13 protein-coding genes are annotated in these 12,244 nt (G+C 46.1%); all 13 read left to right on the plus strand.

The features are described from left to right. Positions 1–5: 5 nt before the first annotated feature. The 13 genes from pabA (at position 6) to BM358_RS24610 (ending at position 12,236) form a co-directional block, all read left to right on the plus strand. Complete coding sequence (pabA, locus tag BM358_RS24550; RefSeq protein WP_013308153.1) at positions 6–581, plus strand: aminodeoxychorismate/anthranilate synthase component II; 576 nt, start codon at positions 6–8, stop codon at positions 579–581. Between the two features lie 3 nt (positions 582–584). Then, the gene (locus BM358_RS24555) at positions 585–1,481 is read left to right on the plus strand and encodes an aminotransferase class IV (RefSeq protein ID WP_028542505.1); all 897 of its coding nucleotides are present in this window, start codon (positions 585–587) and stop codon (positions 1,479–1,481) included. After that, positions 1,478–2,344 carry a dihydropteroate synthase gene (gene folP / locus BM358_RS24560; protein WP_023986456.1) on the plus strand — a complete coding sequence of 289 codons (867 nt, stop codon included), beginning with the start codon at positions 1,478–1,480 and terminating at the stop codon, positions 2,342–2,344. Before BM358_RS24555 ends, folP begins: the two co-directional genes overlap by 4 nt. A gap of 457 nt (positions 2,345–2,801) precedes the next feature. Further along, positions 2,802–3,164: a dihydroneopterin aldolase gene (gene folB / locus BM358_RS24565; protein WP_023986457.1), complete on the plus strand. Its 363-nt coding sequence runs from the start codon at positions 2,802–2,804 to the stop codon at positions 3,162–3,164. Positions 3,165–3,173: 9 nt separating this feature from the next. Then, positions 3,174–3,722, plus strand: a complete 549-nt coding sequence (folK, locus tag BM358_RS24570; protein ID WP_023986458.1) for a 2-amino-4-hydroxy-6-hydroxymethyldihydropteridine diphosphokinase — start codon at positions 3,174–3,176, stop codon at positions 3,720–3,722. Continuing rightward, positions 3,674–3,874 carry a helix-turn-helix domain-containing protein gene (locus tag BM358_RS24575; RefSeq protein ID WP_177235837.1) on the plus strand — a complete coding sequence of 67 codons (201 nt, stop codon included), beginning with the start codon at positions 3,674–3,676 and terminating at the stop codon, positions 3,872–3,874. The genes folK and BM358_RS24575 overlap by 49 nt, the downstream gene beginning before the upstream one ends. A gap of 45 nt (positions 3,875–3,919) precedes the next feature. Next, on the plus strand, positions 3,920–4,948 hold the full coding sequence (gene dusB / locus BM358_RS24580; protein WP_023986459.1) for a tRNA dihydrouridine synthase DusB: 1,029 nt from the start codon (positions 3,920–3,922) through the stop codon (positions 4,946–4,948). 214 nt (positions 4,949–5,162) lie between these two features. After that, entirely contained in the window at positions 5,163–5,639 is a 477-nt protein-coding gene (gene greA / locus BM358_RS24585) for a transcription elongation factor GreA (RefSeq protein WP_013308160.1), read from the plus strand. A gap of 110 nt (positions 5,640–5,749) precedes the next feature. Then, positions 5,750–7,270 carry a lysine--tRNA ligase gene (lysS, locus tag BM358_RS24590; protein ID WP_023986460.1) on the plus strand — a complete coding sequence of 507 codons (1,521 nt, stop codon included), beginning with the start codon at positions 5,750–5,752 and terminating at the stop codon, positions 7,268–7,270. A 90-nt stretch (positions 7,271–7,360) separates the two neighbouring features. After that, the gene (locus BM358_RS24595) at positions 7,361–8,698 is read left to right on the plus strand and encodes a TrkH family potassium uptake protein (protein WP_023986461.1); all 1,338 of its coding nucleotides are present in this window, start codon (positions 7,361–7,363) and stop codon (positions 8,696–8,698) included. A 294-nt stretch (positions 8,699–8,992) separates the two neighbouring features. Next, positions 8,993–9,526 carry a hypothetical protein gene (locus tag BM358_RS24600; protein ID WP_025719307.1) on the plus strand — a complete coding sequence of 178 codons (534 nt, stop codon included), beginning with the start codon at positions 8,993–8,995 and terminating at the stop codon, positions 9,524–9,526. 466 nt (positions 9,527–9,992) lie between these two features. Then, positions 9,993–10,763: an enoyl-ACP reductase FabI gene (gene fabI, locus BM358_RS24605; protein WP_013308164.1), complete on the plus strand. Its 771-nt coding sequence runs from the start codon at positions 9,993–9,995 to the stop codon at positions 10,761–10,763. 12 nt (positions 10,764–10,775) lie between these two features. Further along, positions 10,776–12,236 carry a class I adenylate-forming enzyme family protein gene (locus tag BM358_RS24610; protein ID WP_028542504.1) on the plus strand — a complete coding sequence of 487 codons (1,461 nt, stop codon included), beginning with the start codon at positions 10,776–10,778 and terminating at the stop codon, positions 12,234–12,236. Positions 12,237–12,244 lie beyond the last annotated feature (8 nt).

Here is a 12,244-nt window from a genome sequence, read left to right on the forward strand (position 1 = left end):
GTCGTATGATTTTGGTGATTGATAATTATGATTCGTTTACGTACAATCTTGTTCAATATTTAGGTGAACTTGGCGAAGAAGTAACCGTAAAGCGGAACGATGAGATTGATGTGAAAGGCATAGAAGAGCTGGCACCAGAGCATATTTTGATCTCGCCGGGTCCATGCACGCCGAATGAGGCAGGGATATCACTGGATGTGATCAGCCATTTTAAAGGTCGCATTCCGATTTTTGGCGTTTGCCTCGGCCACCAGGCCATCGGACAGGCTTTTGGCGGTAAGGTTATCCGGGCTGAACGACTCATGCACGGTAAAACATCACCGATTCTTCATCACAATACGTCAGTATTTGAAGGCTTGCCTTCTCCGTTCACAGCAACCCGGTATCACTCATTGCTGGTGGAGCGCGAGAGTCTGCCTGAGTGTCTAGAGATTACCGCGGAAACCGCAGAAGGTGAAATTATGGGTTTGCGGCATAAAGAATTTGCCGTAGAAGGAGTTCAGTTCCATCCAGAATCCATTATTACGGATTATGGGCATCAACTGTTACGCAATTTCCTAAAACGCAAGGTAGGCGTCTGATTCATGAAATATATCGGAGTCAACGGCGTCCTCACGGAAGCCGCAAAAGCCGTGATTCACGTAAGTGATCACGGCTTTTTATACGGAATGGGCTTGTTTGAAACATTCCGCACCTACAAGGGTGTCCCATTCTTGCTGGATCGGCATCTATATCGACTGCAGGAAGGTTGCCGAATGCTCGGCATTCCTTTTCAACCGGATGAGGAGCAACTTACGAGACACATCCAACATCTGATGGTGGCGAATGGACTGGATGAAGCCTATATCCGTTACACCGTATCAGCGGGCGAAGAGGTGCTAGGCTTGCCGACAGGGGACTATACGCGTCCTAATCATATTCTGTTCGCTAAACCGTTGCCCTCTACCAATACACAAACCGGGCAATCCACTTCCCCATCGGCGCTTCAGTTGTTGCGAACTCCCAGAAATACTCCAGAGGGTGAGGTTCGCTTAAAGTCGCTCCATTATATGAATAATATTCTTGCAAAGCGGGAACTTCAGCAGTATGCCGAGGCTGTCCGTTATAAGGCTGAAGGAATGATGCTTACGGCGGATGGTTTTCTGGCAGAAGGAATGGTCAGCAATCTGTTCTTTGTGCGGAACAATACATTGTATACCCCTGACTTGTCTACAGGGATTCTGCCAGGCATTACGCGTGAGTTCATTTTGGAGCTGGCGCATCTGCGAGACATTCCTTGTGAGCAAGGCCTGTACCGCTGGGACGAGCTGAAACAGGCTGATGAAATTTTTATGACCAACTCTATACAAGAAATACGGGCCGTGGATTTGTTGTTGGAGCCGGGAGGAGCAACGAACCATTTATCGGTTCCCTTGACGCAGCCCAGGTCCATAACAGCTTTGCTGTTGCACGATTATAGACAGAAAGCAGGGATCAAGTGAACATACCGACCCTTTATCAACGTAGTTACCGAATGGGGGATGCCGAGCTTACGCTCGGACATTCCACACAGATCATGGGTATACTGAATGTGACCCCGGATTCATTTTCCGATGGAGGATTACATTATAGTCCCGAGATTGCTGTTTTACATGCATTGAAGCTGGTGGAAGATGGAGCGGATATCATTGACATTGGTGGGGAGTCTACTCGCCCGGGTCATGATCCAGTAGGTGTGGAAGAGGAGCTGGCTCGGGTCATTCCGGTCGTTCAGGCTATCCATCGTATCGCACCGCACATTCCGTTATCTGTAGATACTTACAAAGCCGAGGTAGCCAGGCAGGCACTTGAGGCTGGCGCACATATCATTAATGATGTGTGGGGGTTTAAGGCAGACCCCGATATGGCACGTGTAGCTTCGGAATTCGATTGCCCGGTCATTTTGATGCATAATCGTCATGACCGTAACTATAGTGATTTGGTTTCTGATATGCTGTCCGATTTAAAAGAAAGTATCCGATTAGCGCTGGATGCGGGGGTACGTGAGGAACAGATCATTTTAGACCCAGGTATCGGTTTTGCCAAGGATTACGATGAAAATATTCATGCCATGACTTCTCTCGATACATTGAGTCAGCTGGGCTTTCCGCTGTTATTGGCTACGTCGCGCAAAAGGTTTATTCGTACAGCACTGGATTTGCCTGTGAATGATGTGGTGGAGGGCACGGCGGCTACCGTTGCCTTTGGCATTGCTCAAGGGTGCCAGATTGTGCGTGTACACGATGTGGCGCAAATCAAGCGCACCGTACGTATGTGTGATGCGATGGTGTACGGGTCTAAAAATGCACTGAGTTATGGTGGTTAGAAGACGCTTCATGAATGATTTGATCCTGCGATCGCTGTTGCAACGGGATTCTTTTGAATTGGTAAACATATGACTGTTAGAATCCCGTTGCAAAGGCGAGCGCTTCGCTTCTCCGGATTCAAATCCTTCATTCCGCTACAACGCGCCATAAAGTCACTGTTTTTTTAGGGAGTTATTTATTGTGTAAGGTGAACAGAAGAATAGATCAAGTAGAACGAGAACGGAGTAGGCGGAATGGTGCTGTACAAGCAAAGCGGTCGCTTTAAAAGCTTTCCGTAGGAAAGCTCGCTTCGGAAGCATCACTTCCCCGAATTTCTACCTTGGTTATAGGTTTTATTCAAGAAATCTGGGGGCGGTGGCGATGGGGAGCACCATCCGACTGCGCAGTGGCACGATACGAAACTTTTAAGTTGAGCTTATTGAGAAAATCTAATAAAAAACAGGGGGGCTACCCACGATGGATAAAATGGTTTTGCATCGTATGGAGTATTACGGATATCATGGCGTTTTTCCAGAGGAGCGCAAGCTGGGACAACGTTTCTATATTGATTTGGAACTGGAGCTTGATCTGCGTGAAGCGGGTGAGCAGGATGCTTTGGACAAAACGGTTAATTACGCCGAGGTGCATTACACCGTTAAAGATATTGTAGAAAAGGAATCTTACCAATTGATTGAAGCTTTGGGCGAACGTATTGCATCTTCCCTACTGGACACTTATACTAGTGTCAATGCACTGACTGTCAAAGTCACAAAGCCGCATCCGCCGTTTGATATTCATTTTCAAGGCGTGACGGTTGAGCTTTATCGCGCAAGAAAGTAGGAACGATACATGAATGCACATTCGACCTCTGAGGCATCAGAGGCTTATATTGCTTTAGGGGCTAATTTGGGGGAGCGCGAGCATACCCTGTATGAAGCCATTACGGCGCTGGACGAACATCCGGGTATACGGGTGCTTCGGTGCTCCAGCCTGTACGAAACAGAGCCTGTTGGGTATCTGGATCAACCTTCTTTTTTGAACATGACGGTAGCCGTATCTACAACACTTGCTCCAGAGGAGCTTCTGGTATATATGCTGGAGGTGGAGAGTCGTCTGGGGAGAGTAAGACACATTCCTAATGGGCCACGAACCATTGATCTGGATTTGTTATGGATGGAAGCGGCGCAACTGGCTACACCGGATTTGGAGCTTCCTCACCCTCGTATGTTGGAGCGTGCTTTTGTGCTGGTTCCTTTGGCTGATATCGTTCCGAACCAAGATCCGTCCGGTCTGTACAGTATCGTGCATACTGCATTGAATTCTGTGGATGGAAAGGACGGCATACAGCTTTGGAAAACATGCAGCTGGCGCAACGACTCCGCGCCTTTCGGAAGCTAAAAGGGTTCACACAGCAGGAGTTGGCAGAACGTACTGGTATATCTTTGACTGTATTAGGTGCTGTGGAGCGAGGCAATCGTAGAGTAGACCCAGACATGCTGGACATCATCGCCCAAACGCTAGAAATTGAAGTCCGGGAACTGACGGAATGACGATAAGTATACGATATAAAAGAAGGAATAAAGGGGTGAACAGATATGTTGAAAATCGGCGATATTGAAATGAAAAACCAAGTCGTCTTGGCACCCATGGCAGGCGTGTGCAATCCTGCTTTTCGCTTGATCGCCAAGGAGTTCGGTACAGGCTTGGTATGTGCAGAGATGGTTAGTGATAAGGCCATCATTCACGGCAACAAGCGTACACGTGAGATGCTGTTTGTAGATGAGCGCGAGAAGCCGCTTAGCTTGCAAATTTTTGGAGGCGACCGCGAATCTTTGGTGGAAGCAGCGAAGGTGGTAGATCAGGAAACGAATGCAGATATTATTGATATCAATATGGGCTGCCCGGTTCCCAAAGTGACCAAATGTGATGCAGGTGCTCGTTGGCTGCTCGATCCAAACAAGATTTATGAAATGGTATCGGCGGTAGTGGAATCGGTAAGCAAGCCGGTTACCGTGAAAATGCGTATTGGTTGGGATAGCGAGCATATTTATGCCGTAGAGAACGCTCGCGCTGTTGAACGTGCCGGAGGTCAGGCCGTTAGCGTACATGGCCGTACACGGGAGCAACTGTATACGGGACATGCGAATTGGGATATTATAAAAGAAGTTAAAGAAGCAGTTTCCATTCCTGTAATTGGAAACGGTGATGTGGCATCACCGGAAGATGCCCGCCGCATGCTGGATCTGACCAATTGTGATGGCGTTATGATCGGACGCGGTGCTCTGGGGAATCCGTGGATGCTCTACCGTACGATTGAGTACTTGCAATCAGGTGAGCTGTTGCCCGATCCTTCACCGGAAGAAAAAATCCGCATTGCCATTCTGCATATGGATCGTCTGGTTGCATTGAAGGGTGAAGCGGTAGCTGTCCGTGAAATGCGCAAGCATCTGGCTTGGTACCTCAAGGGGTTTAAAGGTTCTGCACGTATTAAGGATGTCATTATGGAAGAAACAAAGCGCGACGATATGGTACGTATTTTGGATCAATTTGTATCTCAATTGCACATGGTAGAAAACGATGAGCCTTCTACAAGTGCTGCTTCTCCTGCTGCTGTTGCGCAATAAGGAAGCTGTTCCGGCCTGCGCACGCGATTGACTTTTCCAATTGCTTGCCCTATAATCGTTCAGTATAAAATCTTGATGTATGCTACAAATTGTGTGCAGCTCTCAAGACAACAGCAGGAAATGTTCTCATTCCCTCAGAGTGGCATATTATGTTTTGAAAGCGTGCATTCCGATGCACTTTTAAACTTTTCCCATGACAGGAGAATCGGTTAAGATGAGCGATAAAGAAGTCATTCTGACACAGGAAGGTCTTAGAAAGCTCGAAGATGAGCTTGAGAACTTAAAGTCTGTCAAACGCCGCGAAGTGGCTGAACGGATTAAGGTAGCCATCGGATACGGAGATATTAGTGAAAACTCCGAATATGAGGATGCGAAGAATGAGCAGGCCTTTATTGAAGGCCGTGTAATTACGTTGGAAAAGATGCTACGCAATGCCCGCATTATCAATAGTGATGAAATTGACACCGATGTTGTGGGAGTAGGTGCAACTGTGACCGTTGAAGATTTGGAATTCGGAGATATTACAGAGTATGCTATCGTAGGTTCCGCCGAATCCGACCCGCTACAGAATAAGATTTCGAATGAAAGTCCGGTTGGCAAGGCAATTCTCGGTAAGAAAAAGGGAACTGTTGTGGATGTCACCGTTCCAGCAGGCGTTATTCAATATAAAATCGTGGATATCAAGAAATAAGACACGGACTTTGGAATTTAATGTAAAAGCTTCCTTGTGGAAGCTTTTTTTCTCTACACCCGGACGGACCCCGGCCCGTCTATTCATATTGAAGGAGCTGATTTAGCACCATGTCGGATGAAACTACTAACCAGGAAACACAAGAAAATCGCGAGGAATTAAGTGAACTATTACAAATTCGTCGTGCCAAATTGGACGAGCTTCGCGCATTGGGCATTGATCCTTTTGGACGCAAATACATACGCACGGCTGAAGCGGGCGTACTACTGAGCAAGTATGACAGTTTGACTAAGGAAGAACTGGAAGAAAAGAATATTGAAGTTAGCATAGCAGGCCGTATTATGGCTAAACGTGTTATGGGAAAAGCCAGCTTTGCTCATATACAGGATCTTAGCGGACGTATTCAAATTTATGTTCGTCAAGACACGGTACCTGAATCCAAATATAAAGCATTTGGTATTTTGGATCTGGGTGATATTGTTGGTGTTAAGGGTGTGCTCTTCAAGACCAAAACGGGCGAAACGACAATCAAAGTGCTGGATATTGAGGTCTTGTCCAAATCCTTGTATCCATTACCAGAGAAATATCATGGCCTGAAGGATGTTGAATTGCGTTACCGTCAGCGGTATGTCGATTTGGTTATGAACCCTGAAGTACAAAAAACGTTCATTACACGGTCCCGTATTATTCAATCCATGCGTCGTTATCTCGATTCGCTCGGCTATTTGGAAGTTGAAACCCCAACATTACATTCCATTGCTGGCGGGGCGGCGGCGAAGCCATTTGTTACGCACCATAATGCATTGGACATGCAGCTTTATATGCGTATTGCTATTGAACTCCATTTGAAACGACTAATTGTCGGCGGAATGGAGAAAGTATATGAGATCGGTCGTGTTTACCGTAATGAAGGTATTTCGACCCGCCATAACCCTGAGTTTACGATGATTGAGCTGTATGAAGCGTATGCTGATTATAAAGATATCATGCAATTGACGGAAAACATGGTTGCACATATTGCGCAGGAAGTACTGGGCACACAGCATATTCAATATCAAGGCCAGGAAGTGGATCTGACGCCGCAATGGCGCAGAGTCTCCATGGTTGATGCTGTTAAAGAAGTAACAGGCGTAGACTTTAGCGTGCAGATGAGTAATGAAGAAGCTCATCGCCTTGCGAAAGAGCATAAAGTTTCGGTTGAACCGCATATGACATTTGGCCATATCCTGAATGCATTCTTTGAGCAGTTCGTAGAGGAAACGCTTATTCAACCTACCTTTATTACTGGACATCCGGTTGAAATTTCGCCGTTGGCCAAGAAAAACGAACAAGATCCGCGGTTTACGGATCGCTTCGAGCTGTTCGTGGTTGCTCGTGAGCATGCGAATGCGTTCACTGAGCTGAATGATCCAATCGACCAGCGCCAACGTTTTGAAGCACAATTGCTGGAACGTGAGCACGGTAACGACGAGGCGCATGAAATGGATGATGACTTTATCCGCGCCTTGGAATACGGGATGCCACCAACAGGTGGACTGGGCATCGGCATCGATCGTTTGGTTATGTTGCTGACAGATGCGCCTTCCATTCGCGATGTGCTGCTTTTCCCGCATATGCGTAACCAACAGTAGAATAACATAACATTATGAATATAGAGGATCAGCCGGGCTTCCCGTGTCTTGTTCCTCTTTTTCATAAGAACGGATGGAGAGAATACTCTAATGAAACGCAGCGTCAAGCTTAGTCGGTTCGCATCGCCTCCTTTTATATTGGTCATCGGATATTTATTGATTATTGCATTGGGTACTTTGCTACTGATGCTTCCTGTTGCCAATCATAGTGGTCATGCTCCGCATTGGATTGATTCGCTTTTTACGTCCGTCTCAGCCGCTTGCGTCACAGGACTGGTCGTTGTTGACGTCGATTCAACGTATACGATGTTTGGCGAAACCGTCATTTTGGTGCTGATGCAGCTAGGCGGGCTGGGGTTTATGACCTTAGCGACCTTGTTTGCGCTGTTGTTGGGGCGGCGATTATCGTTAAAGGATCGGTTGCTGCTTAAGGAGGCTATTAATGCCGATAGCATGGAAGGGATCGTGCGTATTATTCGCAAGGTGCTGATCTTTTCTTTTACCATTGAGGCGATAGCTGCCGTCGTCTTAGCTTTGCGGTGGATGCGAGAGATGCCTGTCGGACAAGCGATATATTATGGAATATTCCATTCCGTATCCCTCTTTAATAACGGGGGATTCGATCTGTTCGGGACTAGCTTCCAACAGTACGCTGGAGATTTTGTTTTCAATATGATTGCATCTGTGCTCGTTATATCAGGAGGCTTGGGTTTCCTTGTACTTAGCGATCTGTTCGATTTTCGCCGTACCCGGAGACTGTCTCTACACTCCAAAATGGTGCTTAGCGTGTCGGGAGTGCTCATTGTGGTTGGTGCGCTGGTTTTATTTGTTTTTGAGTTTACCAATGCACGAACCTTGGGTGCGCTGAACTGGGAAGGCAAAGTATATGGAGCTGTCTTTCAATCGGTCTCCACGAGATCATCAGGTACGAGCACAGTCGATATCAGCGGGTTAAGGCAGGCAAGTCAGTTTTTTATTATGTTGCTGATGATTATCGGTGCTTCTCCGGGCTCCACGGGAGGAGGAATTAAAACGACTACGTTTCTGCTTATGGTAGGTGCGCTAATCGCCGTCATGCGAGGACAGAAGGAAATTGTGTTTTTCCGTCATAGGGTCCCCAAAGATATCATGATGCGGGCGCTGACCATTATTGTACTGGCCCTATTTATATTCTCGATTGTGGTTATACTGCTCTTAATGACAGAGGATGCGCCATTTCTCTCCCTTGCATTTGAGGCTGCTTCCGCAATCGGAACGGTAGGGTTGTCTGTAGGAGTGACGCCAGGATTGTCTGACGCAGGCAAGCTGATTATTTGTGTGACTATGTTTATTGGTCGGATTGGTCCTCTTACGATTGCCTATGCCATTCGTCCACGCTCGACCAAGACATTGTACCGTCGTCCCGAAGGTCATATTGTAATTGGATAGTGTATCTGTAAAAAAAGATGTACCCGTGCTGATTAGCATAGGTACATCTTTTTTCATTTCAGATTATCATAATTCTTTATGGGTAGCATATCATGTAAAATGCCCATTTTGAGAACAAGACGAAATGGGCTGAACAGATACTGATTTTCGCAGAAAAAAACGGCTATTTGTTTCCTTTTATGTAATTATAGACAAAATACTAGGAATATTATGTATAATATTGTATGATAGTGGGCATGAAAGGGGGATAGTTGAGGTGAATACCAATTTCTAATTTGAAAGGAATCATCTATTATGTATTTATTTATTATTAGTGCTGAAGTTTTATTTTGGGTTTTTGTTGTTGCAGGCTTGATCGCAAGGTATATGTTTGGCTTGAAGAAATTAGGCGGTCTTCTTTTACTATTTACCCCCATTATTGATATCCTGTTACTGATTGCGGTGTTCATCACGGTGAAAAGTGGCATGGAGATTACGACTGCTACTGGCTTGGCGGCCTGTTATTTTGGTATTACAGTAGCATTTGGTCATAGGTTAATTAAGTGGGCGGATGTACGGTTCTCCCATTGGTTTGGTAAGGGACCCAAGCCTGAACGTAAGTATGGTGCTGCTCATGCAAAAGAGGAACGGATAGGTTGGTTGCTTCACCTTTTGGGCTGGGCTATAGGTAATGCTTTGTTGCTCGCAATCATTGTGTATGTTGATGATCCGCAGCGTACGGTGTCTTTGGAGGGCATTATGCAAACATGGGCGATCGTTCTGGCAATCGACTTTGTTGTCTCCTTTAGCTATACTTTAGCTCCCAAAAAACAAAAGCGTAGTCTATAGAGGTTAAGCTTTACACTTAGATTAGATAAAATCTGGCTGGTCACTCAGGATGTTCAAATCGGAAGACTCATTGTTGGTGAAAATGAAGTGGTTACTTCCGGTAAATGGGGTGAGTCCGTTGTTGGAATGTAAATATTTACAAAAATATGAGGATTTTATGTTTAACTTACTTTGACAGTCACCTTATTTTTGCCTCGCTATCTTTTTTCACACACATGTATCCCTTTCGATTTGAACACAGACCAACGGAAGCAACACAACTATTTTTTGTGAGATGACAGACAGCATGCAAGATGTGTTCCACAAATTTTAAAATAAATTTTGTGATTTGCCTAAAACGTCGCCTATCCAAGTTTGGCAATTAACGCGATAATATTCCAGGAAAGATTACATATGTCTATAAATGTAGACATACGCAGTTAAGTTGTTATTTTGTTTAAAAATGTAAAAAAGAAAGGTGGTTTCTGTGGCAGTACTACTGAGCGGTAAGAACATTTTGATTATGGGCGTGGCTAATAACAGGAGTATTGCCTGGGGGACAGCTCAATCTTTAGCTGCTGAAGGAGCACAGCTCATTTTTACTTACGAAAATGAGAGGGTTGCAGAGCGGGTACTAAAGCTCGTTGAAACCATTCCAGGAGCACTGGTCTGTCCTTGTAATGTTCAAAGCAATGAAGAGCTTGATGCATTGGCGGATTTTCTAAAAGAAAAAGTAGGCGTATTACATGGTTATTTTCACAGTGTCGCCTATGCTAAGGCTGAGGATTTGGATGGCTTGTTCGTTGACACTTCTCGTGAGGGATTCGCCGTTGCACAAGAAATCAGTGCCTATTCTCTGGCTGCTGTCTCCCGTCGAGTATACCCACTGATGACAGAGGGTGGAAGTATCGTCACCATGACGTATATTGGCGCAGAACGAGCGATCAAAAATTACAACGTTATGGGTGTGGCGAAGGCTTCACTGGAAGCCAGCATGCGCTATCTGTCGAATGATCTGGGCACATATGGCATTCGCGTAAATGCGATTTCCGCTGGTCCGATACGGACCTTGGCTGCCTATGGCATTAAAGATTTTAACACAATGCTCAAACATATTGAAGAAACTACGCCCCTACGCAAGACGGTTGATACGTCGGAAGTCGGAGATACGGCGTTATTCCTATTTTCCCATTTATCGAGAGGCATTACGGGTGAAGTTATCCATGTAGATGCTGGATACCATATTACGGGGATGTAAGGAGGGAACGTTGTGCTTATTACGCATACGGATTGCCGTATTATCTCACCTGAAGGAATTATGACTAGGGAGCGTCTGGAGCGAGACGTTACGATCTTCTCCCGGATGTTGACGCTCAGAGGAATTCCCGAAGACGGTAGAGTGATTCTGAAAGCGGCCAATTCCTATTGGTTTGTTGTGTCTCTGTTCTCCCTGTGCAATATTGCTGTTTCGGTGACTGTGGTGGACGAGCAGACTGTGCTCGATGAGGTGGCCCAAATCTATGATGAAGCGGGTGCCTGTTGCATCCTTACGGATTCCGATTTAGAACTTCCTCATGCTCTCGTTATTCTAATTCAAGATCTGATTCAAGAAGAAGCAGTACACCCGGATTGGGTGGGAGAGCCAAAGCTTGAAGCCCTCGACTTTAACAAGTGGTGCGAGAGGCCAGATGCGCTCATTCTGTATTCTTCAGGTACGACGGGAAAACCCAAGGGAATCGTGAAAGCTGGTTCAGCTTTTATGGAGAATATCAGGCATTCCATACACGCCATGAACTACCTACCGTCTGACCATATGCTCCCCGTTGTGCCTTTTTCTCATTTTTATGGAATCTCACTTATTTTCTCCTGGTGGTTAACCTCATGTTCTCTCATCATCTGCAATCCCAAAAACCTCTGGAGCGTCATTGCAAGTATTACGAAAGACCGGGCGACGGTCGTAGACGCTAACCCCTCTGCTTTTTACACCTTGTTGCGTATGCTAAACCGAAAACCCGAACAACTGGAAATGGTCAAGGAAGCTCCGGTACGCATGTGGTGCGTAGGCGGTTCCCCACTTACCCAAGACCTTGAAGAGAAATTTAACAACATATTTGGACAGCCCCTCCTGAATGGTTACGGCCTTTCTGAACTGGGCAACGTTACACTGGGGACGCTAGAATGTCCGAAGGGTTGTGGTCTACCATTACCTGGTGTGGATCTGAAAATACTAGATTCTACAGGCAACCAGCAGGCGGATGGTATCGTAGGCGAAGTGTGGATACACAGTGCTGGACGCATGGAAGGTTACTTGAATCGTCCAGACTTGACGCAATCGGTTCTACAGGACGGCTGGTTCAAGACGGGGGATCTGGGCTATCTGGATGACGGAATGCTGTATGTCATTGGTCGCAGCGGTAAGACGGTCAACCGGATGGGCTATATGGTATCTCCTGTCTATATTGAGGATCGGATTGGTTCGCTAGGTTACCGATCCTGCGTGATCACCTTGGAGGATGAGGCTAAAGGGACATTGCTTGTCGCATTCATCGAAAGTGATTCCTCACAGGTCGTGCCTGTGCTCCGCAAAGAGATGAGTCAGGTACTCCCTTCATACATGTTTCCCGATCTTTTGCTTCCGCTCGATCATTTTCCTTTAAATCGCAATGGAAAAGTAGATCGTCTGGAGATGGAGCGTGTTGCTCTAGAGAAAGCTGCTTCTCGCAAAGCATAACAAGATAT

Source organism: Paenibacillus sp. cl130 (genome assembly GCF_900116035.1).
Classification (GTDB): Bacteria; Bacillota; Bacilli; order Paenibacillales; family Paenibacillaceae; genus Paenibacillus; species Paenibacillus polymyxa_B.

Excerpts from the sequence above, each read along its gene's own strand:
- folB (WP_023986457.1), top strand. The coding sequence starts at position 2,802 with ATGGATAAAATGGTTTTGCATCGTATGGAGTATTACGGATATCATGGC.
- lysS (WP_023986460.1), top strand. The coding sequence starts at position 5,750 with ATGTCGGATGAAACTACTAACCAGGAAACACAAGAAAATCGCGAGGAA.
- greA (WP_013308160.1), top strand. The coding sequence starts at position 5,163 with ATGAGCGATAAAGAAGTCATTCTGACACAGGAAGGTCTTAGAAAGCTC.
- BM358_RS24595 (WP_023986461.1), top strand. The coding sequence starts at position 7,361 with ATGAAACGCAGCGTCAAGCTTAGTCGGTTCGCATCGCCTCCTTTTATA.
- BM358_RS24555 (WP_028542505.1), top strand. The coding sequence starts at position 585 with ATGAAATATATCGGAGTCAACGGCGTCCTCACGGAAGCCGCAAAAGCC.
- folK (WP_023986458.1), top strand. The coding sequence starts at position 3,174 with ATGAATGCACATTCGACCTCTGAGGCATCAGAGGCTTATATTGCTTTA.
- dusB (WP_023986459.1), top strand. The coding sequence starts at position 3,920 with ATGTTGAAAATCGGCGATATTGAAATGAAAAACCAAGTCGTCTTGGCA.
- BM358_RS24600 (WP_025719307.1), top strand. The coding sequence starts at position 8,993 with ATGTATTTATTTATTATTAGTGCTGAAGTTTTATTTTGGGTTTTTGTT.
- pabA (WP_013308153.1), top strand. The coding sequence starts at position 6 with ATGATTTTGGTGATTGATAATTATGATTCGTTTACGTACAATCTTGTT.